The following is a 23,530-nucleotide window of genomic DNA, read 5'->3' on the forward strand; positions in this document are numbered from 1 at the left end:
TATTCGACAACGAGGAACACCGGGGGCAATCGTGGAACGGATCCGCTATCGGCACGGGCCGCGCGCCGCCGCCGGCCCGGTCGTGCCCCGAGCCGGTTCGGCCGTGCCCCGAGCCGGTTCAGCCGTGCCCTGAGCGCGGCGGCCGCCGTGCCGCCGCTCGGACGGGCGGGGGGGGGGGGGGGGGCCGGGGGGGGGGGGGGCCCGCCCGCCCCCCCCCCCCCCCCCCCCCCCCCCCGCCGGGGGGGCGGGGCGCCCCCCGCGGGGGGGGGCGCCCCCGCGGGGGGGGGGGGGGGGGCCCCCCCCCCCCGCCCGGCGGGGGGGGCGGCCCCCGCCGGGGGGGGGGCCCCCCCCCCCCCACGGCACCGGGTCAGCGACGCAGCAGGTCGGAGTGGGCGGCGCGGAGCCGGGTCAGGGTCGGGTCGCCGCCGGGTGAGCGCCGATCCAGCTCGGCCCACGCCTCGGCGAGCGCGTCGGTAAGCGCGCGCAGCTCGGCGGCGTGCCGCCGGCCGGACTGCCGGTGCAGCTCCTCCAGGCGGCGGGCCCAGCCGGCGCTGATCGCGGCCACCCGCTCCGCGTCGGCGCGGGCCTGGGCGCCGGTGCGTGCGGCCGGCGCGGGCACGATCGCGGCGATCGGGCGGGGGTCGCCGTCGCGGGTGACGACGGTGACGGTGTCGGTCAGCTCGGCCAGGGAGACGAGCTGGGTGAGCCGGGTGCGGACCTCGCGCAGCGGCAGGGCGCGCGGCTGGGGGGACCGGTCGGCCAGTGCGGGGACAGCCATGGACACATGTTGACGTCCGGGTACGACAAGAAGACCGCTCAGGCCGTCCACTCCGGCGCCAGCACCGACCAGACCTCCGTGTCGGCCCGGCCCTCGGGCACCGGCGCGGCGGCCCGGAGCACCCCGTCGCGGCGCATGCCGAGCCGCCGGGCGACCGCGATGCTGCGCTCGTTGCCGGCCCGGGTCACCCACTCGACCCGGTGGATGCCGCGCTCCCGGACCGCCCAGTCGATGACGATCCGGGCGGCCCGGGTGACCAGGCCCTGGCCCTGGGCTTCCGCCTCCAGCCAACAGCCGGCCTCGCACACCCCGCGGGCGGTGCTCAGCGACACCAGCAGCACTCCCCCGACGAGCGTGCCGCGCTGCCAGATGCCCCAGATCCCACCGTCGTCGCGGGCCCACCGGTCGGCGTACGCCTGGAGGACCCGGCGAGCCGACTCGGGGTCGGTGGCGACGAACGACGCGCCGACCCAGGGCGCGATGTGCTCCCGGCAGCGGTCGAGGTTGGCGAGGAACTCGTCGGCGTGCCAGGGCTGCAACGGCCGCAGCTCGGCGTCGTCGGTCAGGGCGATCGCGAACATTCGTGCAACCTACCGGGCGGGCACGCCGCCCCGCCCGCCGATTCCGTCGGTCACGGCCGCATCTCGTACGCCCCGGCCAGGTCGGCCACCCGCTGCCACACCCGGGCCGTGCGGTCGGCGTCGACGACCGGGCGCCGGACGTGGGCGAGCGCCCAGGCGGCCTGCTCGTCCGTGGTGGCCGGCTTGCCGTGCAGCTCGGTGGCGTAGCCGGAGAAGTCCCGCACCAGCAGGTCGAAGATCTCGTCCAGCAGGTCCGGGGCGAGGCCGGTCAGCTCGGCATGTTCCAGGATGAGCTGGCCGTAGACGACAAGCGCGAACAGCTGGCCGATGGTCAGCAGGAAGTCCAGGTCGCGTTGCTGCGTCTCGTCCGGCGCGTGCGCGGCGAGCAGCGCGACCAGGCCGTCGGCCTGTTCCCGGAACCGGGCCACGTTGGGCACCCGGGCGTGTGCGTCGTAGGCGGCGCGCCAGTCGTGGAAGCGGATCGCGCCGAGGCCCCGGGCCGGGCCCTGCCGGAACAGGAACTCGTCGTCGGCCGCGTCCCGCCGGGTCGGCACCGCCGGGTGCGGCTGCGGCCGGAACAGGTAGTTCGGCATGAACTTGAGGATCAGGGCCAGGTTGACGTGCACCGTCCCCTCCAGCTTCGGCAGGCCGCGGATGTCCTTGGCGGCCTTGTCGAAGTAGGTGTCGGACTCGAACCCCTTGGCGGCGATGACGTCCCAGAGCAGGTCGATCACCTTCTCGCCCTCGGTGGTGACCTTCATCTTGGTCATCGGGTTGAACAGCAGGTAGCGGCGGTCGTCCGGGCCGGCCGAGCGGAGGTAGTCGACCGCCCGGTCGCTGAACAGCTTCATCGCGACCAGCCGGGCGTACGCGTCGGTCAGCTCGCGGCGCACGTGCGGGAAGTCGGTGACCCGCCGGCCGTACAGCACCCGGTCGTGGGCGTGGGTGACCGCCTCGTACATGGCGTGTTCGCAGATGCCGATGGAGGCGGTGCAGAGGTTGAACTTGCCGACGTTGACGGTGTTCAGCGCGGCGTCGAACGCGGCCGGGCCGGTGTGCAGCACGTCCCGCGCCCGCACCGGGTACTCCTCCAGCCGGAACTCGGAGACGTACATCTGGGCGGCGACCACGTTGCGGACCAGGCGGTACGCCGGGTGCCGGCTGTCGGCGGCGAAGAACACGTACCCCTCGGGGCCCTCGACGTCGGCGCGCCGGCCGAACACCGAGACCAGCCCGGCGACGTTGCCGTTGCCGATGTAGTACTTGCCGCCGGTGGCCCGGAAGCCGCCCTCGCCGTCGGGGGTGAGCAGCATGTCGGTGGCGTAGATGTCGGCGCCGTGCGGCCGTTCGGAGAGGCCGAACGCCATCACGTGCCCCTGGTCGAGCAGCTCGGCGGCGTGGGCCCGGGCGGCGGTGTTCCCGCTCTGCCAGACCGGCCCGAGGCCGAGCACGGTGACCTGCCAGGTGTACCAGTAGCCGAGGCCGTAGAAGCCGAGGATCTCGCTGAGCGCCGCGTTGCGGGCGGTGTCCCAGCGCTTGTCCTTGTCGTCGCCGCCGTCGGCGGACGGGGTGAGGAACGTGGCGAAGAGCCGTTCCCGGGCGGCGAAGTCGAGGAAGTCGGCGTACCACCGGTGCTCGTGGTAGCTGTCGACCAGGGCGCGTTTGCCCCGGGTCTCGAACCAGTCGATCGTGGCGCGCAGCAGCCGCCGCGAGGTGTCGTCGAGGTCGGCGGGGTCGTAGCGGTGCGGGTGGAACAGCAGCGGGTCGCTCACGCGGGGGGCCTTTCCGGGTCGGGGTCGAGGGCGCGGAGGGTGGTCAGGACGTCGTCCAGCCAGGCCAGCACCATCCGCTCGTACGCGATGCCGCCGCGCAGCACGACGTGCTGGAGCGCCGCCCGGGCGTCGGGTGGGTCGGGGTGCGGGAAGTCGCGGCGCTCGCCGGCCAGGTAGCCGGCGAGGACGGCCTCGTGGTCGGCGCGGTAGCGCTCGACCTCGGCGACCAGGGTGGCGCGCCCCGCGGCGTCGTCGAACGCGGCGCCGCGGATCTTCACGGCCAGTTCGTGCCGGACCGCCTCCGGGCGCACCGGGGCGTGCAGCCAGCCGACCAGCGCGGCCCGGCCGGCCGGGGTGACCGACCAGATCTTCTTGTCCGGCAGGCTCTCCTGACCGACCTGGACGCCGGAGATCCGGTCGTCGTCGGCCATCTGCTTGAGCACGCGGTAGATCTGCTGGTGGGTGGCGGTCCAGAAGCGGCCGATCGAGCGGTCGAAGCGACGGGCCAGCTCGTAGCCGGAGGCGGGTTGCTCCAGGAGCGAGACGAGGATGGCGTGCTCCAGCGACATGCCGGCCATCTTGCTATGCACTTTGTTGCATAGCAAGCCCGGAGGCACGCGCCCGACGACGCCGCGACCGATCCTGGTCGCGGCGTCGTCGGGTGAAACGGTCAGGCGCGGTGGGCGGGCCGCCGGGCGAGCGCCAGACCCAGGGCGATCATGCCGACGCCGAGGAACAGGTGCAGCCAGTTGTCGGCGTTGTTGAGCGGTACGAAGTTGGCGCCGCTGTCGTAGCCGATCACCAGGCCGTAGAGCCAGAGCACGAGGTAGATCGCACCGCCGCCGACCAGGTAGGCCCGCGCGCCGGAAACCGTGCGGGCCAGCGTCAGCCCGGCCACGCCGAAGAGCAGGTGCACGATGTTGTGCAGGACCGAGACCTGGAACACGCCCAGCAGCTTCGCTTCCGACTGGTGCCCGGCGAACATCATCGTGTCGTAGTCCGTGGTGATGCCGGGGATGAACCCCAGCACGCCGACCAGCAGGAAGACGATGCCGACCACCTGGGCAGCCCGTCGTACGGGTGACGCGGGGGGCGCCTTACGGGCCGCCCTGGATGAGTTGGTCATGCTTGTCCCACCTCCACCAGCGATCCTCTCGGGTTTCCCGGTGGAGCGGGCCTGAACTGGCGATAAGCCAGAATTATCCGATCAACGTCGGAGCGGCCGGCCCCCCGAGCCATGCCGGGGAAGCGGGCAGGTGGCCCAGGAGCGCCGCGAACTGCGCCACCGTCAGGTACGACGGGTTCGCCGCCTGCGGCTGCCGGAACCGGGTCGGCGGCGAACCGGCCGGTCAGGTCCGTCGCCTGCGCGTTGCCCTTGATCAACCAGGCGCCGAGGTCGTCGAGGGTCACCCGGCGTTCACTCATCCTCCCATTCTGCGACCCGTCCGGCCCGCCCGCCGCACGGGCGCGATCAGATGATCAGGTGGGTCCAGTAGGTGAGCCAGACCGCGAACAGCGCACCCTGCAGTAGGGCCAGCACCGCGGTGAGCCAGGGGTCCAGGCCGGGCCGGCGCGCCCACCGGGCCAGCACCAGCGCGACCGGGAACGCGGCGAGCAGGTAGCGCAGCAGGCTCTTGTAGACCGGCGACCCCATCGACAGCGGCACCAGCACCACGACCAGCGTGTAGACCAGGTACGGCCAGTCCGCCCGGCGGCGCAGCCCGACCACCGCCACGACCAGCGCCGCCACCACGAGCCACACCCGGAGCGCGTCGGCGGAGTTGCCGCCGGCCAACGCCGACCCGGCCACCGTCAACGGGCTCTGCAGCCGGATGCCCCAGCCGGTCTGCTGGGTGTGCTGGTAGGCGAACCAGTCGCCCGCCTGCCACCGGCAGAACGCCATGAACGTCAGCCAGCCCGCCGGGACCAGCAGCAGCGGCCAGCCCTCCCGCAGCAGTCGGGGCCAGGCGCGGGGTCCCACGCGCCAGCCGTGCTCGCGCACCAGCACCAGGGCCAGCGGAACCACCACGAGGAAGCCGACCGAGCGGCTCATCGCGAGGAAGTAGCCGACGATCCCGACCACCAGCCAGCGGCGCCGCTCCGCGTACCAGAAGGCGGCCAGCGCGAGGCAGAGGAAGAGCGACTCGGTCAGGGCCGCCTGGAACAGGAACGCCGTCGGCAGCAGCAGGAGGTAGCGGACCGCCCGCCGGCCGTCGGCCGGGCCGTCGCCGCCGAACAGCCGGGCCCCGAGCCGGTACGCGAAGAGGAGCTGGAACACCAGCGCCACGTTGCTGACCAGCAGCAGCGCCCAGGCGGTGTGCCCGCCCAGCAGCGGCGCGAAGGGCCGGGCCAGGAACGGGTAGAGCAGCGGGAACCCGAAGTCCGGCCAGGGCCGGTCCAGCGGCAACCGGGCCAGGTGATCGTAGAGGAACGAGTCCCAGGCGAACCAGAGCGAGACCCAGCGGTGCGACGAGACGGCGTCCTGCTGGTCGCGCATCAACGCCTCGGCGGCCGGCGGCGCGCCGGGCACCCCGTCCCACGCGGCCAGCACCAGCACGCCGACCAGGCTGAGCACGAGCTTGGCGCCGACGAAGACGGCGAGCACGAAGCCCCAGGGCTCGGGCACCCGACGGGCCGCCGCCGCCAGCCGGGCCGCCGCCCGCGGTCGCCCCCGGGCGAGGTCGGCCGGGCCGGCCCGCCGCTCGTCCGTCATCGCGCTCCCACCGGTCGCCCCGCGACCGACCCCCGGACCGGGAAACCCGACCCGCCTTCCCGTTCCGGCCCGGTTCACACCGACCGGGCCGATGTGCCGGCCGGTGCGGCGCGGCAGGTGAGGACGCCGGCAGGACGGGTAAGGGCGGTTCCGCATCGGCGGGCTGGCGGGGGGCGCGGACGGCATGGGTGACGGCGACGGAACGGTGGTCATCGGGGCAGGTCCGGCCGGGCTGACCGCAGCGTACGAGTTGCGACGGCACGGCCTGCCGGTCCGGGTCTACGAGGCCGACGACGTGGTGGGCGGGATCAGCCGCACGGTGGAGCGCGACGGATGGCGGTTCGACATCGGTGGGCACCGGTTCTTCACCAAGGTCTCCCGGGTCGAGGACTTCTGGCACGAGATCCTGCCCGACGAGGACTTCCTGCTCCGACCTCGGATGAGCCGGATCTACTACCGGGGAGCCCTCTACGACTACCCGCTCAACGCCGGCAACGCGCTGCGCAACCTGGGGGTGTGGGAGGCGCTGCGCTGTCTCGGCTCGTACGGCCGGGCCCGGCTGCGACCGCCGAAGGACCAGTCGCACTTCGAGGGGTGGGTGTCGGCCCGCTTCGGCTGGCGGCTCTACTCGATCTTCTTCAAGACGTACACGGAGAAGGTCTGGGGGATGCCGGCGGACCGGTTGCAGGCCGACTGGGCCGCCCAGCGGATCAAGAACCTGTCGTTGGCGACCGCGATGCGCAACGCGCTGCTGCCCGGCCGCGGCCGTACGGACGTGACCAGCCTGATCGAGGAGTTCCAGTATCCGAAGCACGGGCCGGGGATGATGTGGGAACGCTGCACCGAGGAGGTCGTCCGGCGCGGCGGCACGGTAGCCACCGGCACCTGGGTGAGCGAGGTGCACCGGGATCCGGCCGCCCGTCGGGCCACCGCCGTGACGGTGGTCGACGGGGGCGGTGCACGCACCGAACCGGCCGAGCACGTGATCTCCTCGATGCCGATCTCCGCGCTGGTGCACGCCATGCGTCCGGCCGCCCCGCCGGAGGTGCGGGCGGCCGCCGACGACCTGCGGTACCGGGACTTCCTCACCGTCGCGCTGGTGGTGCCGGCGGAGTTCTCGTTCCCGGACAACTGGATCTACGTGCACGACCCGGCGGCCCGGGTGGGGCGGATCCAGAACTTCGGTTCCTGGTCGCCGTACCTGGTCAAGGACGGCCGGACCTGCCTGGGGCTGGAGTACTTCGTCTTCGAGGGCGACGAGATGTGGCGGACCCCGGACGAACGGCTGGTCGCGTTCGCCACCGCCGAGCTGGAGCGGCTGGGGCTGGTGCGGCCCGGCTGCGTCGAGGCGGGCCACGTGGTGCGGATGCCCAAGGCGTACCCGGTGTACGACGAGCGGTACCAGCACAACGTCGACGTGATCCGGGGGTGGCTGGCCCGGGAGGCGCCGAACGTGCACCCGGTCGGGCGCAACGGCATGCACCGGTACAACAACGCGGACCACTCCATGCTCACCGCCATGCTGACCGCCGAGAACATCGCGCACGGCGCGGACCACGACGTCTGGACGGTAAACGTCGAGCAGGACTACCACGAGCACCGCGGCCCGTCCCGGCACGGCACCGGCCGGGACGCGCCGGTCGTGCCCGCGCGACGGTAAGGCCCGGCGCGTGAGGCCGGTCATAACCGCTGGACGACCCGCGCACCGGTGCTGCTAGCCTTTCGGCAGGTCATGAGCGCCAGCGTCAAGCCCCGGCTCGCTGGCCGGCAACCCTCCGCCACGGTGGGGTGCTCCGGGTGAGGACCAGGCGCCGGCAGCCGTCGGCGCAAGCGTGGCCTGGCACCCAGGTCAGCACCGACCGACCAGGGGAGACCCGATGTTCGCACCGCCCGTCACTCCGGCCCGCCTCATGCTGGTCGAGCGCCGCCACGTCGACCTGATGCGGGTGTGCACCGACCGCTGTCGCGACGCGCGCTGAACCAACGCTCCACCCCCTTCCCCGATCCGTCCTCCCGGCTCCGCCGTGCCCGGCGTCGCCGGCACCGGCACGCGCGGCGCGCGTCCATCCACTCTGGAGAGTTCCTGTGCGTATCCGTACCGCCCTGACCCGCGTCGCCGCGCTCGGCGCTGCGGCCGTGCTCGCCGCCACCGCACTCACCGCCTGCGGCGGCGGTGGCTCCACCGACCAGGCCGACAACCCGTACGGCCTGCTCCGACCCGGCGTGATCCGGGCCGGCACGCTCACCGACGCCCCGCCGAACGTGTATCTGAGGAACGGCGAGTTCACCGGCTTCGACAACGACCTGCTGCGCGCGGTCGCCGGCAAGGTCGGCCTGAAGGTGGAGTTCGTCGGCACCGACTTCTCCGCCCTGCTCGCCCAGGTCGACAGCGGCAAGTTCGACGTGGGCAGCTCCTCGATCACGATCACCGAGGCCCGGAAGAAGACGGTGGACTTCGGCAACGGCTACGACTTCGGCTACTTCGGCCTGGACGTGCCGGCCGGCTCCCCGCTCACCGGCTTCGACCAGCTCGCCGGCAAGCGCGTGGTGGTGGTGCAGGGCACCGTGCAGGACGACTACGCCACCAAGCAGAACCTCGACCCGGTGCGCGTGCCCGACTACAACGGCGCGGTCAACCAGCTCAAGGCCGGCACCGCCGACGCCTGGATCGCCCCGGCCGAGATCGGCGACAAGTCCGCCGCCGACAGCAACGGCAAGATCAAGGTCGCGGCGAAGCAGCTCAGCCCCACCCCGACCGCGTTCGCGGTGGCGAAGGGCAACGACAAGCTGCGCGAGGCGCTGAACAAGGGCCTCGACGAGGTGATCGCCGACGGCACCTGGACCCGCCTGCAGGCGGAGTACTACCCGGGGCGGCCCGTCCCGGCCGACTTCAAGCCCGGCAGCGGCACGGTCCCGGCGCCGGCGCCGTCGGCCGCCTCCTGAGCCGGTAACCGAGCACGAGCAGGGCGGACGGAGCGGACATGGACCCACTGAGCACCCTCTGGGAGACGTTCTTCGACTGGGAGTCGATGCGCGAGGCGCTGCCCGAGATGCTTACCGTCGGGCTGCCCAACACGCTGATCCTCGCCGTCTCCGCCGCCCTGCTCGGCTCGGTGCTGGGCATGCTGCTGGCGGTCGCGGGCATCTCGCGTACCCGATGGTTGCGGTGGCCGGCCCGGGTCTACACCGACGTGTTCCGCGGCCTGCCGGCCGCGGCGACCATCCTGCTCATCGGCGTCGGCCTGGCGCCGCTGGGCATGCGGGTGTGGGGCCCCAACCCCTACCCGCTGGGCGTGCTGGCGCTGTCGCTGATCGCCGCCGCCTACCTGGGCGAGATCTTCCGCGCCGGCATCCTGAGCGTGGAGGCCGCCCAGTTGGAGGGCGCCCGGGCGCTCGGCTTCTCCTGGGGCGAGGCGATGCGCCTGGTGATCATCCCGCAGGGCGTACGCCGGGTGCTGCCCGCCTGGGTCAACCAGCTCATCGCGTTGATCAAGGACTCCAGCCTGGTCTACTTCCTCGGCCTGCTGGCCAGCCAGCGGGAGCTGTTCCGGATCGGCCAGGACTACGCGGCGAACACCGGCAACCAGTCCGCGCTGCTGCTGGCCGGCCTGTTCTACCTGCTGCTGACCGTGCCGCTGACGCACGCCGTCAACTGGCTGGACCGGCGGCTGCGGCAGGGCCGCCCGGCCGCGCCGCCCGAACCCGAGCCCGAGCTGACGCCCGCCGGCGTCGCCCCGACCGGAAGGGACCCGCGATGACCACGACCACCGCCACCTCGGTCAGCCTCGCCGTCCGCGACGTGCACCTGGCCTTCGGCGCACACCGGGTGCTGCGCGGCGCCGACCTGGACGTGGCCCGGGGCGGCACCGCCTGCGTGATCGGGCCGTCCGGCTCCGGCAAGTCCACCCTGCTACGGACGATCAACCGGCTGATCGAGCCGGACCGGGGCGACGTGCTGCTGGACGGGCGCAGCGTGCTGCGCGACGACCCGGACGCGTTGCGGCAGCGGATCGGCATGGTGTTCCAGCAGTTCAACCTCTTCCCGCACCTGAGCGTGCTGCGCAACGTCACGCTCGCGCTGCGGAAGCTGAAGAAGCTCGACGAGGACGAGGCGGTGGCGCTCGCCCGCGCCCAGCTCGACCTGGTCGGGCTGGCCGCCAGGGCCGACGTCCGACCGGCGCAGCTCTCCGGCGGCCAGCAGCAACGCGTCGCCATCGCCCGGGCGCTCGCGCTGCGCCCGCAGGTGATGCTCTTCGACGAGGCCACCTCGGCGCTGGACCCGGAGCTGGTCAAGGGCGTGCTCGCGGTGCTGGCGGACCTCGCCGCCGCCGGCATGACCATGGTGGTGGTCACCCACGAGATGGGCTTCGCCCGCACCGTCGCGGACACCGTCGCGTTCATGGACGGGGGCGTGGTGCTGGAGGCCGGACCGCCGGCCGCCGTGTTCGACGCGCCGGAGCACCCCCGGCTGCGGCGGTTCCTGTCCCAGGTGCTCTGAGCGGCGGGTCAGCCCTTCACCGCGCCGATCAGCACCCCCTTGATGAAGTGCCGTTGGATGAACGGGTAGACCGCGACGATCGGCGCGACGGTCAGCACCACCACCGCCATCTTGATCGCCTCGGTCGGTGGCATGCTCACCCCGGTGGTGCCGCCGGAGGTGTGCGGCGCCTGCCCGGCCAGCAGGTAGCTCTGCAGCACGCGTTGGATCGGGTACATGTCGTTGCGGTCCATGAACAGCAGCGCGTCGAACCAGACGTTCCAGTAGCTGACCGCGTAGAAGAGGCCGACCACGGCGATGACCGCGCGCGACAGCGGCAGCACGATCCGACCCAGGGTACGGAAGTCGCCGGCGCCGTCGATGCGGGCGCTGTCGATCAGCTCCTGCGGGATGCCCTGGAAGAAGCCGCGCACCACGACGAGGTTGAACACGCTGATCGCCGGCGGCAGGACCAGCGCCCAGATGGTGTCCTTCAGGCCCAGCCCGGTGACCACCAGGTAGCGGGGCACCAGCGGCGGATAGAGCAGGAACGGGATCAGGAAGTACGCCAGCAGCCAGCGGTGCCCCAGCGAGCCCGGCCGGGACAGCCCGTACGCGGCGAGCACGGTGACGGTCAGCGCGATCAGGGTGCCGCACACCGTGACCAGCGTGCTGATCCACAACGCCCGGGTGACCGCGCCGCCGGCGAGGATGGTCTGGTAGGCCGAGGCGTCGATGCCCTTCGGCACGACCACCAGCCCGCCGGCGTCGGCGATGGTCTGCCGTGAGGAGAGGCTGGTCACCAGCACCACCCAGAGCGGGAAGAGCACGCCGAGCACCAGCAGCGTGAGCAGGAGGGCCTTGAGTCCCTGGCCGAGCGGGGTGGGTGGCTCCTCCCAGACCGGTCGGCGGGCGCGGGCGCCGGTCGGCCGGCGGATGGTCACGGTCATGACTTCGAGTAGATCCCTCGTTCGCCGAGCAGGTGCGCCACCCGGTTCGCGGCCAGGATCAGCACGAGACCGATGACGGCCTTGAACAGACCGGCCGCCGCGCCGTAGCCGTAGTTCCCGGTGGCGATGGAGAAGTGGTAGACGAAGGTGTCGAGCACCTCGGCGGCCTGCCGGCCGACCGCGTCGCGTTGCAGCAGGAACTGCTCGAAGCCGACCGAGAGCGCGTCGCCGAGGCGCAGGATGAGCAGCAGCACGATCACCGGGCGCAGGCCGGGCAGGGTGATGTGCCAGAGTCGCCGCCACCGTCCGGCGCCGTCCGCGGCGGCCGCCTCATAGAGGTTCTGGTCGATGGTGGACAACGCGGCCAGGAAGACGATGGTGCCCCAGCCCACGTCCTTCCACACCGCCTCCACGGTGACCAGGACGATGAACGTGTCCGGGTTGGTCATCACGTTCCACGGCTGCATACCGGCGTCGCGCATGGTCTGCGCCAGCAGCCCGGCTCCGCCGAGCATGGCGACGAAGAAGGTGACCACCAGCACCCAGCTGAAGAAGTGCGGCAGGTAGACGACGGTCTGGACGAAGCCGCGCAACCGGCTGGAGAGCAGGTTGTGCAGCATGACCGCGAGCAGGATCGGCAGCGGGAAGAAGAACACGAGCTGGAACGCGGTGATGGCCAGGGTGTTGCGGAACGCGTCCCAGAAGGCCGGGTCGTCGAAGAGGAGCTGGAACTGGCCGAAGCCGATCCAGTTGCTGTGCGTGAACGCCTGCCAGGGATTGTCGCCCAGGTAGGGGTTGTAGTCCTGGAACGCGATGACGTTGCCGGCGATCGGCAGGTAGCTGAAGACCAGCAGGATTCCGAAGCCGGGCGCCACCATGGCCAGCAGTTGCCAGTCGCGGCGCAGCCGGGTGCGCAGCGGCACCCGGCGACGGCGGGGCGCGCGCGCCGGTGGCGCCGGGTCGTCGGGTCGGGCCCGCTCGGGCCCGACCACGACGGCCGGCTCGCTCACCTACCCGCCTTGGGCAGCGCGTCGGCGAGCAGCTTGCGCGCTTCCTCCCCGCCGTTGGCCTTCCACTCGGCGACGATGGCGTCGACGTCGCTGAGCGGCCGCCGGCCGCGCTGGACGTCGGTGAACTTGTCCTCCGTGGGCACCTGGTTGGCCTTGTAGGCGGCCGGCATCTCCAGCTTGACCCCGTCCCAGGGGTCCTTCTCCAGGAACTTGACCATCTGGTTGGAGTAGTTCAGCACGTCCGGCACGTAGCGGGGGGTGTCCGGGTAGGGCCCGACGGTGGGGTTGCGGCCGCTGATGAAGAAGTACTGGTTCGCGATCTCCTTGAACGCCAGGTCGGTCTTCACCGGCCCGTTCGGCGACTTGGTGTGGTGCTTGCCCTCGACGCCGAAGTCGCGGAGCTGGGCCTCCTGGCTGCCCAGCGGCGCGGAGCACCAGTTGATGATCCGCAGCAGCTCCTGGACGCGGTCCTTACCGAGGCCCTTCTTGACGAAGGTGAAGGAGATCGGCTTGTCGTCGCCCCAGACGAGCGGGTCGCCGCCGGTGGCGGAGAAGACCGGCACCGGCTGGATGTTCAACTTCGGGTTGGTCTTCTGGTGCTCGGCCTGGGCGCCCTGCCAGAAGCCGACGCCGGCCTGCTTGAACACGATGGCGCCGTTCTTGGCGAACAGCTGGTTGGCGTCCGCGCCCTTGCTGGCCACGATGTCCGGGTGGACCAGGCCGTCCTTGTAGACCTGGACCATCACCTCCAGCGCCCGGCGGTACTCCGGCGTCTCGTACTTGAACTCCGGCGTCCCGTCGGAGCGCAGCCGCCACCCGCCGTTGGAGCCGGGCACCCGGTGGAACATCTGGATCATGGCGAAGACGTCGTCGAACGCCCACACCTTGCGCGCCGGGTCGGTGACCTGCTTGGCCATGGTGAGCAGCTCGTCGAGGTTGGTCGGCAGCGCCAGGCCGCGCGCGTCGAGCAGATCCTTGCGCGCGAACAGCGCCCAGGGGAACGGCCCGTCGGTGGGGTTGGGCACCGCCATCAGCCGCTCGTTCCACACCGCCTCGCGCCAGGCGCCGGTCGGGAAGCTGGCCAGCATCGGGTACGCGTTCGCGGCGTCGCCCTTGAGGTGGTCGGTGAGGTCCTCGAAGAGCACCTTGATGGCCTCGGCGAAGCGCGGGATCTTCTCCACCTCCCACCCCGGCACGCAGACCAGCTCCGGCACGTCGCGGGCGCCGAACATGGCGTTGAGCTTGTCGGCGTACGTGTTGCCGTCCTGGATGGTGAAGTTGACAGGCGTGCCCAGCTCGGCGTTGACCGCCTGGAGGTAGGCGCTCTGCGCGATGCCGGGCGGCGCCGGGCCCCAGGCGGGCGTCATCGCGGTGACCTGCTTGCCGCTGGTGCCGGGCTTGTCGGTGATCGCGTCGACCAGGCTGGCCGGATAGCTGGTGTAGCCGTCGGGCACCGGGCGGGTGCCGACGATGTCGGGCTTGACGGCGCCGGGCAGGTCCTTGCGGGTGGGCAGCACGCCGGAGACGGCGTCGAGCTGCTGGGCGGCGCCGGACCCGGCCGGCTTCTCGGAACAGCCGGCGAGCAGCGGGCCGGCGGTGGTGGCGGCCACGCCGAGGCCCACCAGGCCGAGGAAGTGGCGACGGGAGGAGCCCGGCTCGGGATGGTGCACGCTCATCGGTCCCCCTTTCGGAGGGATGCACGGAGGAGTGTTCGTATGGATGGTCAACAAACTAATCTCGACCGTGAGCTTGCACAAGAGCGAACCGGAGCGTCGGTCAGGCCCGGCAGCGGTCGGAGAGCGCGTAGCGGGTCAGCACCACGTCACCGATCTGGCGCACCTCGACCACCCGGGCCCGACGGCCCGGGTGCCACGGGAAGCGCCCCTCCCCCACGAACCGGGGCGCCCGGCCGTCCCCCACGAAGAACGGCGCGACCACCAGGTGCAGCTCGTCGGCGAGGCCGGCGGTGAGGAACTGGCGGTGCATCGTGCCGCCGCCCTCGACCATCAACTGGCCGACCCCCCGCGCGGCCAGGTCGGCGACCACCGCCTCCGGGGTGACCGACTCACCGGCGTCGACCACGGTGGACACCGCGCCCACCTGCTCGCGGGCCTTCTCCACCACCCCGCTCGGGCAGTAGACCAGCTTGAGCCCGTCACCGACGCCGAAGAACCGGGCCCCCGGATCGAGGTCGCCGCTGCCGGTGACCGTGACCTTCACCGGCGACGGCGGCAACCCCCGGGCCACCCGCTCGGCGCGCCGCCGCTCGCTGCGCACCAGCAGCCGGGGGTCGTCGCGGCGGACCGTGGCCGCGCCCACCATGATCGCGTCACACCCGGCCCGCGTCGCGTCCACCCGGTCCAGGTCGTCGTCGTTGGAGAGCAGCAGCCGCTCGGTGCTCGCGTCGTCGATGTAGCCGTCGATCGACATCGCGCAGCTGAGCAGCACGTACGGGCGGGTGGTCACGGCACGAACGGCAGGTCGAGGGCGTGGTCGGCCCGACTGACCTTGGCCGCGAGGTAGTCGGCGTTCGCCGGGGACAGGTGCACGCCGGTGACCACCCGGTCGGCCACCGTGACGCCCAACCGTTCGAGCTGGGCCGCCTTGTCCGGGTTGTTGCTGAGCAGGGCCACCCGGTCCACGCCCAGCGCGGCGAGCATCTGCGCGGCCACGGTGTAGTCCCGCTCGTCGGCGCCCCGGCCCAGCGCCAGGTTCGCCTCGTAGGTGTCGAGGCCGCCGTCCTGCAGCGCGTACGCGTCGAGCTTGGCGTACAGACCGATGCCCCGGCCCTCCTGACGCAGGTAGAGCAGGTAGCCGCCGGCCTCGGCGATCCGCTCGACCGCCTCGCGCAACTGCGGGCCGCAGTCGCAGCGCTGGCTGCCGAACACGTCGCCGGTGAGGCACTCGCTGTGCGGGCGCACCAGCGGCGGCTCGGCCTTCCCGTGCTCACCCAGGCCGAACGCCAGGTGCTCGCGGCCGTCCACCAGGCCGTGGAAGGTGTGCACCAGGGCGGTGGTCACGTATCCGTCGGGGAACCGAAGCGGGACCGTGACCCGGGTCCGGACCGTCGCGGTGGGCAGGGTTTCGTCCATGGTTCTCCTCCGTCCAGTCGCCGGGCTGACCCGACGACGCACACCTCGCACCCTCACCGTATGCGGGATCACCGACAGTTGCCGGGCTCCGGCCGGGGCAGCCGACGCACCAGGAGCACCACCGCGCCGGGCAGGCTGGCCACCAGCACAAGCGCGCCGTAGACCGTGCCGGTGGCCACACCCTGCGCGGCGGTCAGGCCGGCCGCCGCGAACGCCCAGGCGGCCACCCCCTCGCGCGGTCCGAAGCCGCCCACGTTGAGCGGCAGGGCCATGGCCAGCAGGGCGAGCAGGGTGAGCGGCAGCAGGCGGGACAGCGGGGCGTCGGCGCCCGCGGTGCGGGCCGCCACCATGAAGGTGGCCAGGTGGCCGGCGAACACCACGGCTGAGGCGAACACCACACCGGCCCAGGTCCGGCGGGCCAGCAGCCCGGAGCGGACGTCGGCGATCGCGGTGCGGGCCGCCCGGGCGAGGCGGGACGCGCCGGAGCGGGGCACCGCGCGGGCGGCCAGCACCAGCGCCACGGCGGCCACCACGAAGGCGGCGGCCAGCGCCGGCAGGTACCGGCGGACCGGTGAGGGGAACGCGGCCAGCACCGCCACCGCGATGACCAGTTGCACCACCTGCCCCGCGGTGCGCTCCCACACCACGGCGCGGACGCCCCGGGCCATGTCCCCGGCGTCCCGCCCGTGCCGCACCGCGCGGTGCACGTCGCCGAGCACCCCGCCGGGCAGGGTGGAGTTGAGGAAGACCGCCCGGTAGCAGTGCGCCACGGCGGCCCCCATCGGCAGCCGTACGCCCAGCCCGCCGGCGACCAGCGACCAGCGCCAGGCGCAGCAGACGGTGGTGATCACGCCGATGCCCAGGGCGGCGGCGAGCGCCGGCGCGTCGATCAGCCGCAGCCCGGCCAGGAACGGACCGGCGCCCACGTAGGCGACCAGCGCCGCGAGCACGGCCAGCCCGACGGCCGGGCGTATCCATGCCGCGCCGCGCCGGGCCCGGCCAGCTCGCGCCGGCTCCGGCGCAGGCCCGGCGACCGGCGCCACCGCGGCGGCCGGCGCCGGCCAGGGCGGCGCGACCGGCACCGCGGCGGTGGGCGCCGGCCCGGACGGCACGGGCACGGCGACGGCGACGTGTGACAAGCGGTCCTCCCTTGTTCCCACCACATGTCACGTGTCGGCGGGCCGTACGGTTCAGCCGGCGAGCAGGTCGGCGTGGTGCAGCACCACCTCGACCCGGCCGGCGGCGGCCTCGACGAGTCGCCACCGGGTATACGTCCGGGCGGGGCCGAGCAGATGCGGGCGTTCCTCGACGGCCGCCTCGACCCAGCCGGTCAGCCACTCGACGGTCAGCGCGGCCTGCTCCGGGCCGAGCCGCCACGGGGTGGGCCGCACGGCCACCTCGATGCCGTGCCGGCCGAACGCGGCCACGGTGGCCGCCACCGCGTCCGGCCCGAGCAGGGTCCGCCCGCCGACGGTCCGCCGCTGGTGGGCGTTGAACGCGTCGGCCAGCTCACGGTCGAGCGGATCGGCCGGGGTGAACTCGGCCCGGCCGGACACGGTGAGCGCGAACAGCGTCGGGTGACCGGCGCACGCCGCCACCATCCGGTCGACCTCGTCGGCGGTGAGCATGTCCAGCAGGGCCGACGCGGTGACCAGGTGGGCGTCGGCCAGGTCGGCGGCGGTCAGCCGGGTGATGTCCGAGCCGCGGGTGGTCACCGTGACCGGGGCGCCGTCGGCGGCGGTGAGCCCGCCGCCGGCCAGCGCCAGCAACGCCGGGTCGCGCTCGTGCAGCACCCAGTGCTGCGGGCCGGGCAGCCGGGGGGCGAGCCAGCGGGCCATCGAGCCGGTGCCGCTGCCCAGGTCGTGCACGACCAGCGGACGGTCGGCCGGCAGCCGGTCGCGTACCGCGTCGGCCAGCTCGACCGAGCGGGCGGCCGCGTCGGCCGGCTCGCGCAGCCGCAGCCAGTCCGCGAAGCCGGGTGGGAGTGAGGTGGTCATGCCGCGGTCGCCTCCTTCAACGCCGTTGCCAGCCGGTCCACGGTGACCGGCCAGCCGGTGAGGGTGTCCCGCCGCTGCCGGGCGGCGCGGCGCAGCCGGTCCCGCAGGCCGGGTTCGGTGAGCCAACGGCGCAGCGCGGCGGCGGTCCCGGCCGCGTCGTCCGGCGGCGCCAGCAGGCCCGGCCGCTCACCGCCGGGGGCGTGCCCGAGCGTGGCCGGCAGGCCGCCGGTGTCGGCGGCCAGCACCGGCACGCCCCGGGCCAGGGCCTCGGTGACCACCATGCCGTACGTCTCCCGCCGCGAGGGCAGGACCAGCAGATCGGCGTCGGCGTACGCGTCGGCGAGGTCAGCGCCGGTGCGCGGGCCGGCCAGCCGGACCCGGGCGGCCAGGCCGGCGCCGGTGAGTCGCCGGCGCACCCGGTCCACGAACGCCGGGTCCCGGTCGAGCGGGCCGATCCAGTCACAGGTCCAGTCCAGGTCGGCGACCTCGGCGAGCGCGGCGGCAAGCACGTCGTGGCCCTTGACCGGGGTGACCGCCGCGACGCAGAGCAGCCGGCCGCCGCCGGGCGTGCCGGGGGCGAGCGGCGCCGGGTCGACCCCGGGCGGGGCGACCGCGACCCGGTCCGGGGCGAGCGGGTAGCGCTCCAGCAGCCGACGACGGGTCCACTCGCTGGTGGCGACCACACCGGTCGCCGCCGCCAGCGCCCGCCGCTCGGCCTCGTCCTCGATCGGCAGGTGCACCAGCACCACCAGGCGCAGCCGCGCGGCGTGCGGGGCGAGCACGTCCGGCACGGTGGAGGCGACCAGGCCGTCGAGCAGCACGGTCGCGCCGTCGGGCAGCCCGTTGAGCAGCCCGCCCAGCGCGGCGTGTTCCCGCCGGCCCGGGCGCGGCCAGCCGCCCGGCACCGGGTGCTCCCGCACCGTCCAGCCGAGCGCGGCCAGCCCGCGGCAGACGTGCCGGTCGTAGGCGTTGCCGCCGCTGGGGTTCGCCGGGTCGTCGATGTCGCCCGGCAGCACCACGTGCACGGCGGTCATCCGGTCACAGCGACCGCTCGTAGCTCGCCCACGCGACGTGCGACTCGTGCAGGGTCACGGTGATCCCGGCCAGGCCCCGCGCCCCCTCCCCCAGCCGGCCGGCGTGCACCGCGTCGGCGAGCCGGTCGGCGACCGTACGGGCCAGCACCTCGGTGGTGGTGTTCACCCCGGCGAAGGCCGGCTCGTCGTCCAGGTTGCGGTAGGTCAGTTCGCCGAGCACGGCCTTGAGCTGCTCGGTGGCCAGTCCGATGTCGACCACGACCCCGTCGCCGTCCAGCTCCGGCCGGCGGAACGTGGCGTCGACGACGAAGGTCGCGCCGTGCAGCCGCTGGGCCGGGCCGAAGACCTCGCCGCGGAAACTGTGGGCGACCATCATGTGGTCCCGGACGGTGACGCTGAACACGATCACTCCTCGCCGTAGGTGATGAGATGGCAGAGCGCCGGCAACCGGCCCGAGGCGAGCCGGTCCAGCACGTCGGGCAGGTCGGTGAAGCGGGACCGGCCGGTGAGCAGCGCGTCGAACGCCGGGTCGGCCAGCAGGTCCAGGGCGAGGGCGAGCCGGTCGGCGTAGCCGCGGTCGGCGCGCCGGGGCGAGACGGTGCCGACCTGGCTGCTGCGGATGCCGAGCCGTCGGGAGTGGAAGGCGCCGCCGAGCGCGAGGGTGACCGGGCGGTCGCCGTACCAGCTCAGCTCCAGCACGGTGCCCTCCGGGCGGAGCAGCTCCAGGCCGCGTTGCAGCCCTTCGGCGCTGGCGCTGGCGTGCACCACCAGGTCGCGGTCGCCGGCCGCGTCGGCGGGCAGGGCGAAGTCGACGCCGAGCGCCTCGGCCACCCCGGCCCGGGCCGGGTCGGCGTCGACCAGCTCGACCCGGACGCCGGGGAACCGGGCCAGCAGAGCGGTCACGCCGCACCCGACCATCCCGCCGCCGATCACCGTGACCCGGTCGCCGACCAGCGGCGCGGCGTCCCAGAGCGCGTTCACCGCGGTCTCCACGGTGCCGGCCAGCACCGCGCGCTCCGCCGGCACGCCGTCCGGTACGACCACCACGGCGTCGGCCGGGACCACGTACGCGCTCTGATGCGGGTACAGGCAGAACACGGTTCGCCCGCGCAGCTCCGCCGGCCCGGCCTCGACCGTGCCGACGTTGAGGTAGCCGTACTTGACCGGTGCCGGGAAGTCGCCTTCCTGGAACGGGGCGCGCATGGTGGCGTACTGGTCGGCGGGGACCCGGCCGGTGTGGACGAGCGTCTCGGTGCCCCGGCTGACCCCGGAGAACCGGGTGCGGACCAGCACCTCGCCCGGACCCGGTGGGTCGAGGCGGACCGGCCGGATCTCACCCTCGCCGGGGGCGCGGAGCCAGAAGGCGTGGGCGTCGACGGTCACGAACCCTCCTCATTTCCCGCATTCCGACCGAGTTGTCGATCATAAACACGGAAGCGGGGCGTCCATGGTTCGAACCGCCCGGCACCCGGGACGATCAGGCGGCCCGCCGCCGCTGCGCGGCGACCCGGGCGTCCGGCTCCCCGTGCTCGGCGCGGCGACCGGCGTCCCCGGCCAGCCGCATCGCCCGACGCGCGGCCTCCAGCGGCTCGCAGGGCGCCGGGCGGCCGGCACAGAGCAGGCTGGAACACCTGCCGGCGGCGTCCGGACGGTGCGCGGCGGCCACGTCGTAGGCGGCGCGCCACAGCAACGGGTCGCTGACACCGCGAGGAAGTGCGACGTCCTGACTGGACCTGGTCCGGTTCGTCTCGGGCACCGGTGTTCCCCTTCCGTCGTCACTCCCGGTATCAGTGACCCGGTGAGTCGAGATCAAACCTCCCACCTGCGGACATGTGTCGGCCAGCAATACATCTCACGTCTGGCGGGTCAGCCGGCCGGGACGAGCCGGACCCGGCGCAGCAACTGGGCGTTGAGCGCCACCACGATCGTGGAGGCGGACATCAGCACCGCGCCGAGGGCCGGGCTGAGCGCGACGCCGGCCCACGCGAGCACGCCGGCGGCCAGCGGGATCGCGACCACGTTGTAGCCGGCCGCCCAGGCCAGGTTCTGCCGCATCTTCCGGTACGACGCCCGGGACAGCCGGATCACGCCGCCGACGCCTCGCGGGTCGGAGCCGGCCAGCACCACCCCGGCGGACTCGATCGCCACGTCGGTGCCGGCGCCGATGGCCACCCCGACGTCGGCGCGGGCCAGGGCGGGGGCGTCGTTGACGCCGTCGCCGACCATGGCCACGGTGAGCCCGCGCGCCTGCAGCTCGGCCACCGCCTTGTCCTTGTCGGCCGGGAGCACCTCGGCGAAGACCTCGTCGACGCCGGGCCGGAAACCGAGGTCGGCGGCGACCGCCTCGGCGACCGGGCGGGCGTCGCCGGTAATCATCACGATCTTGCGTACGCCCAGCTCACGCAGCTCGACGACGGCGGACCGGGCCTCGGGGCGGACCTGGTCCTCCAGCGCGAACGCGGCCGTCACCTCGGTGCCGCGCTCGTCCCGCAGCCGGATCAGGTGCAGCACCGCGGCGCCCCGGCGGGACCAGTCCTCGGCGGCCCGGGCCAGCTCGTCCGGGACCACGGCCTGCAGCTCACGCAGCAGGGCCGGCCCGCCCACCGCCCAGTCGACGCCGTCCACGGTGGCCCGCACGCCCCGGCCGGTCAGCGAACGGAAGCCGTGCGCGGTGGGACGCGTCGGGCCCGCGCCGCGCGCCGTCGCGTCGGCGTCGGCGTCGGTCGGCCGGGTCGGGTCGGCGTCGGCCGGCCGGGTCGACCGCGTCGGGTCGGCGTCGGCCTCGCTCGGACCCGCGTCGGCGGCGGCGACCAGCGCGCGGGCGAGCGGGTGCTCGCTGTCGGCCTCCACGGCGGCGGCCAGGCGCAGCGCCGTCTCGTCGGCGAGCCCGCCGGTGGCGGCCACGCCGGTGACCGCGTGCCGCCCGCTGGTGAGGGTGCCGGTCTTGTCGAACAGGACCGTGTCGACGGTGCGCATCCGCTCCAGCGCGAGCCGGTCCTTCACCAGGATGCCGGCCCGGGCGGAGAGCGCCGTGGAGAGCGCCACCACCAGCGGGATGGCCAGGCCCAGGGCGTGCGGGCAGGCGATCACCAGCACGGTCACGGTGCGCACCACGGCCTGGTCGGTGTCGCCGAGCAGGAGCCAGACCACGAACGTGGCCAGGCCGGCGGACGCCGCCAGGTAGAACAGCAGCGCCGCGAACCGGTCGGCGAGCGCCTGCGCGCGCCCGCCGGAGGACTGCGCCTCGGCGACCAGCCGCCCGATGCCGGCCAGCGCGGTGTCCGCGCCGACGGCCTCGACGCGTACCCGCAGGGCGGAGTCGGTGGCGACGGTGCCGGCGACCACCCGGTCGCCGGCGGCGCGTGACACCGGCCGGGACTCCCCGGTGATCATCGACTCGTCCAGTTCGGCCGCGCCCTCGACGATCCGCCCGTCGGCCGGCACCCGGCCGCCGGAGCGGACCAGCACCAGGTCACCCACCCGGAGTTCGGCCACCGGGACCGGCTGCGGCCGCCCGGCGTCGTCGAGGCGCTCGGCGTCGTCGGGCAGCAGGGCGGCCAGCGCGCCGAGCGCGCCGCGCGCCTGGCCGACCGCGCGCATCTCCTGCCAGTGGCCGAGCAGCATGATGGTGACCAGCGCGGCCAGCTCCCACCAGAAGTCCAGGTCGAACGCGCCGAGGCTGGTGGCGGCGGAGGCGAGGTAGGCGACCACGATCGCCATCGAGATCAGCAGCATCATCCCGGGGGCGCGGTCGCGCAGCTCGCGCAGCCCGCCGGCCAGGAACGGCCAGCCGCCGTACGCGAAGACGACCGTGCCGAGCACCGGCCCGCCCCAGCGCACGCCCGGGACGTCGAGCGTGTAGCCGAACCACTCCATCACCATGTGGCTGGTGAGCACGATCGGCACGGTCAGCGCCAGGCTCAGCCAGAACCGGCGGCGGAACTGCTCCGGGTCGTGCCCGGCGTGATGTCCGGCGTGGTGTGCGTGGTCCATCGGGCGTCACCTCCGGTCGCCAGCCTATACCCTTACCCCCCAGGGGTACCGGCTGGCTTGCCCTGCCAGGGCCAGCGGCCGTCCAGTTCCACCTCGAGGGAGAAGCTGAGGAACGTCCGGACCAGCACGATCAACGCCAGCACGCCCACGCTGGTGAACGTGGGCGACACCGCGACCGTCCGGATGATGTCGCCGCCGACCAGGAACTCCAGGCCGAGCAGGATGGCCCGGCCCACCCCCTGCCGGTACGCCCGGTAGTGCGCCACCACCTGCCGGGTCCGGCCGCAACGCACCGCGTACACCACCGTGGCGACCGCGACACCCACCGCGATGACCAGTACCCCGGCCACGTCCAGCAACGCCCCGACGTGCTGGATGATCTGCTTCGTCGGCACCGACACCCCCGTACGCCTCGGGTTCAGCCTGGCGTACGGGGGTGCGACGGGGAGTGGTTTCGGCGCGGGCTCAGTCCTGCGCGCGCCAGCGGTAGAAGACGGTGGCCACCTGGTCCTGCGGCCCGCGGCAGAGGTCCGGCCGGTACGGCTCGACGTACGGGCCGAGGTCCTGCATCACCTTGCCGAAGGCCGGCTTCTCGGCGTGCTGGTCCCGGGTGGCCTCGGCGGCCGACGACTCCTGCTCCAGCAGGTGCACGTAGACGTCGTCGATCGAGTAGAGCCAGCGTCCGGTGACGCCCAGGTCGGTCGGGAGCGAACCGGCGTCGGACTCGCCGAACACCCGGGCCACGTCCGGCTCGGCGCCCGGCTTGATCCGCCCCACGATCACGGTGAGCGTGGTGTCCTCGGACGGCTTGCCCTCCGGCGCCCAGTGGTAGAACTCCTTGGCCACCGAGTCCGACGGGTTCTTCCAGTAGCGCGGGTACGGCGTCACGTACGGGCCGATCTCCTCGGCGATCTTCTGAAAGGCGGGCAGCCCGCGGGTCTGCCCGGAGATCCTCGGGTCCTGCTCCCGCTCGATCACGTGCAGGTAGAGGTCATGGTGCGACAGCAGGTACCGGCCGACGACCCCGAGGTCCTGGGGTCGGGTGGCCCGGTCGTAGTGACCGAAGACGTTGCCGACGATCTCGTCGCTGCCGGGGACCATGTGGCAGACGATCACGTTCCGGAAGACCATGA

25 protein-coding genes and 1 riboswitch are annotated in these 23,530 nt (G+C 73.7%); of the genes, 4 read left to right on the forward strand and 21 right to left on the reverse strand.

Going from position 1 to position 23,530, the window contains the following annotated elements:
- Positions 1 to 367 precede the first annotated feature (367 nt).
- From ACGFI2_RS05680 to ACGFI2_RS05710, 7 genes are all read right to left on the reverse strand, one after another.
- Entirely contained in the window at positions 368 to 778 is a 411-nt protein-coding gene (locus ACGFI2_RS05680) for a type II toxin-antitoxin system Phd/YefM family antitoxin (RefSeq protein ID WP_393511157.1), read from the reverse strand.
- A gap of 38 nt (positions 779 to 816) precedes the next feature.
- The gene (locus tag ACGFI2_RS05685) at positions 817 to 1,359 is read right to left on the reverse strand and encodes a GNAT family N-acetyltransferase (protein ID WP_393511160.1); all 543 of its coding nucleotides are present in this window, start codon (positions 1,357 to 1,359) and stop codon (positions 817 to 819) included.
- Positions 1,360 to 1,409: 50 nt separating this feature from the next.
- Positions 1,410 to 3,131 (reverse strand): acyl-CoA dehydrogenase family protein, encoded by a 1,722-nt coding sequence (locus ACGFI2_RS05690; protein WP_393511163.1) that lies wholly within the window; start codon positions 3,129 to 3,131, stop codon positions 1,410 to 1,412.
- Positions 3,128 to 3,700, reverse strand: a complete 573-nt coding sequence (locus ACGFI2_RS05695; RefSeq protein WP_393511166.1) for a PadR family transcriptional regulator — start codon at positions 3,698 to 3,700, stop codon at positions 3,128 to 3,130. Before ACGFI2_RS05695 ends, ACGFI2_RS05690 begins: the two co-directional genes overlap by 4 nt.
- 101 nt (positions 3,701 to 3,801) lie before the next feature.
- Complete coding sequence (locus ACGFI2_RS05700) at positions 3,802 to 4,257, reverse strand: DUF4383 domain-containing protein (protein WP_393511169.1); 456 nt, start codon at positions 4,255 to 4,257, stop codon at positions 3,802 to 3,804.
- Positions 4,254 to 4,556 (reverse strand): hypothetical protein, encoded by a 303-nt coding sequence (locus ACGFI2_RS05705; RefSeq protein ID WP_393511172.1) that lies wholly within the window; start codon positions 4,554 to 4,556, stop codon positions 4,254 to 4,256. Before ACGFI2_RS05705 ends, ACGFI2_RS05700 begins: the two co-directional genes overlap by 4 nt.
- A gap of 46 nt (positions 4,557 to 4,602) precedes the next feature.
- Positions 4,603 to 5,844, reverse strand: a complete 1,242-nt coding sequence (locus tag ACGFI2_RS05710; RefSeq protein WP_393511175.1) for a hypothetical protein — start codon at positions 5,842 to 5,844, stop codon at positions 4,603 to 4,605.
- Positions 5,845 to 6,028: 184 nt separating this feature from the next.
- Between ACGFI2_RS05710 and ACGFI2_RS05715 the strand changes: the two genes are divergently transcribed.
- The 4 genes from ACGFI2_RS05715 (at position 6,029) to ACGFI2_RS05730 (ending at position 10,342) form a co-directional block, all read left to right on the forward strand.
- Positions 6,029 to 7,504, forward strand: a complete 1,476-nt coding sequence (locus tag ACGFI2_RS05715) for an NAD(P)/FAD-dependent oxidoreductase (protein ID WP_393511178.1) — start codon at positions 6,029 to 6,031, stop codon at positions 7,502 to 7,504.
- A gap of 68 nt (positions 7,505 to 7,572) precedes the next feature.
- Positions 7,573 to 7,683: riboswitch (SAM riboswitch) on the forward strand.
- A gap of 246 nt (positions 7,684 to 7,929) precedes the next feature.
- A complete protein-coding gene (locus tag ACGFI2_RS05720) occupies positions 7,930 to 8,787 on the forward strand; it encodes an ABC transporter substrate-binding protein (protein ID WP_393511181.1) in 858 nt (285 codons plus the stop codon).
- A gap of 38 nt (positions 8,788 to 8,825) precedes the next feature.
- Complete coding sequence (locus tag ACGFI2_RS05725) at positions 8,826 to 9,602, forward strand: amino acid ABC transporter permease (RefSeq protein ID WP_393511184.1); 777 nt, start codon at positions 8,826 to 8,828, stop codon at positions 9,600 to 9,602.
- The gene (locus ACGFI2_RS05730) at positions 9,599 to 10,342 is read left to right on the forward strand and encodes an amino acid ABC transporter ATP-binding protein (RefSeq protein WP_393511187.1); all 744 of its coding nucleotides are present in this window, start codon (positions 9,599 to 9,601) and stop codon (positions 10,340 to 10,342) included. The genes ACGFI2_RS05725 and ACGFI2_RS05730 overlap by 4 nt, the downstream gene beginning before the upstream one ends.
- Before the next feature lie 8 nt (positions 10,343 to 10,350).
- Here the strand turns inward: ACGFI2_RS05730 and ACGFI2_RS05735 are convergent, their stop codons facing one another.
- The 14 genes from ACGFI2_RS05735 to ACGFI2_RS05800 form a co-directional block, all read right to left on the reverse strand.
- Positions 10,351 to 11,271 carry a carbohydrate ABC transporter permease gene (locus tag ACGFI2_RS05735; RefSeq protein ID WP_393511190.1) on the reverse strand — a complete coding sequence of 307 codons (921 nt, stop codon included), beginning with the start codon at positions 11,269 to 11,271 and terminating at the stop codon, positions 10,351 to 10,353.
- Positions 11,268 to 12,281 (reverse strand): ABC transporter permease, encoded by a 1,014-nt coding sequence (locus ACGFI2_RS05740; protein WP_393511193.1) that lies wholly within the window; start codon positions 12,279 to 12,281, stop codon positions 11,268 to 11,270. The genes ACGFI2_RS05735 and ACGFI2_RS05740 overlap by 4 nt, the downstream gene beginning before the upstream one ends.
- Complete coding sequence (locus ACGFI2_RS05745; RefSeq protein WP_393511196.1) at positions 12,278 to 13,957, reverse strand: extracellular solute-binding protein; 1,680 nt, start codon at positions 13,955 to 13,957, stop codon at positions 12,278 to 12,280. The genes ACGFI2_RS05740 and ACGFI2_RS05745 overlap by 4 nt, the downstream gene beginning before the upstream one ends.
- A gap of 100 nt (positions 13,958 to 14,057) precedes the next feature.
- Positions 14,058 to 14,747 (reverse strand): RibD family protein, encoded by a 690-nt coding sequence (locus ACGFI2_RS05750; protein ID WP_393511199.1) that lies wholly within the window; start codon positions 14,745 to 14,747, stop codon positions 14,058 to 14,060.
- Positions 14,744 to 15,373 carry a GTP cyclohydrolase II gene (gene ribA, locus ACGFI2_RS05755; protein WP_393511202.1) on the reverse strand — a complete coding sequence of 210 codons (630 nt, stop codon included), beginning with the start codon at positions 15,371 to 15,373 and terminating at the stop codon, positions 14,744 to 14,746. The genes ACGFI2_RS05750 and ribA overlap by 4 nt, the downstream gene beginning before the upstream one ends.
- Before the next feature lie 68 nt (positions 15,374 to 15,441).
- Positions 15,442 to 16,416 carry a lysylphosphatidylglycerol synthase transmembrane domain-containing protein gene (locus ACGFI2_RS05760; RefSeq protein WP_393511633.1) on the reverse strand — a complete coding sequence of 325 codons (975 nt, stop codon included), beginning with the start codon at positions 16,414 to 16,416 and terminating at the stop codon, positions 15,442 to 15,444.
- Positions 16,417 to 16,563: 147 nt separating this feature from the next.
- Complete coding sequence (locus tag ACGFI2_RS05765) at positions 16,564 to 17,370, reverse strand: SAM-dependent methyltransferase (RefSeq protein ID WP_393511205.1); 807 nt, start codon at positions 17,368 to 17,370, stop codon at positions 16,564 to 16,566.
- Positions 17,367 to 18,404, reverse strand: coding sequence for a glycosyltransferase family 4 protein (locus ACGFI2_RS05770; RefSeq protein ID WP_393511208.1), 1,038 nt, complete (start codon positions 18,402 to 18,404; stop codon positions 17,367 to 17,369). Before ACGFI2_RS05770 ends, ACGFI2_RS05765 begins: the two co-directional genes overlap by 4 nt.
- A 4-nt stretch (positions 18,405 to 18,408) precedes the next feature.
- Positions 18,409 to 18,807 carry a 6-pyruvoyl tetrahydropterin synthase family protein gene (locus tag ACGFI2_RS05775; protein WP_393511211.1) on the reverse strand — a complete coding sequence of 133 codons (399 nt, stop codon included), beginning with the start codon at positions 18,805 to 18,807 and terminating at the stop codon, positions 18,409 to 18,411.
- 2 nt (positions 18,808 to 18,809) lie between these two features.
- A complete protein-coding gene (locus ACGFI2_RS05780; protein ID WP_393511214.1) occupies positions 18,810 to 19,787 on the reverse strand; it encodes a dehydrogenase in 978 nt (325 codons plus the stop codon).
- A gap of 94 nt (positions 19,788 to 19,881) precedes the next feature.
- Entirely contained in the window at positions 19,882 to 20,160 is a 279-nt protein-coding gene (locus ACGFI2_RS05785; protein WP_393511217.1) for a hypothetical protein, read from the reverse strand.
- 110 nt (positions 20,161 to 20,270) lie between these two features.
- Positions 20,271 to 22,397 carry a heavy metal translocating P-type ATPase gene (locus tag ACGFI2_RS05790; RefSeq protein ID WP_393511220.1) on the reverse strand — a complete coding sequence of 709 codons (2,127 nt, stop codon included), beginning with the start codon at positions 22,395 to 22,397 and terminating at the stop codon, positions 20,271 to 20,273.
- A 32-nt stretch (positions 22,398 to 22,429) separates the two neighbouring features.
- Positions 22,430 to 22,792 carry a DUF1622 domain-containing protein gene (locus ACGFI2_RS05795; RefSeq protein ID WP_393511223.1) on the reverse strand — a complete coding sequence of 121 codons (363 nt, stop codon included), beginning with the start codon at positions 22,790 to 22,792 and terminating at the stop codon, positions 22,430 to 22,432.
- A 70-nt stretch (positions 22,793 to 22,862) separates the two neighbouring features.
- A complete protein-coding gene (locus ACGFI2_RS05800) occupies positions 22,863 to 23,528 on the reverse strand; it encodes a TcmI family type II polyketide cyclase (protein WP_393511226.1) in 666 nt (221 codons plus the stop codon).
- Between the last annotated feature and the right edge of the window lie 2 nt (positions 23,529 to 23,530).

The sequence above is a fragment of the Micromonospora sp. NPDC049282 genome (genome assembly GCF_043197045.1).
Classification (GTDB): domain Bacteria; phylum Actinomycetota; class Actinomycetes; order Mycobacteriales; family Micromonosporaceae; genus Micromonospora.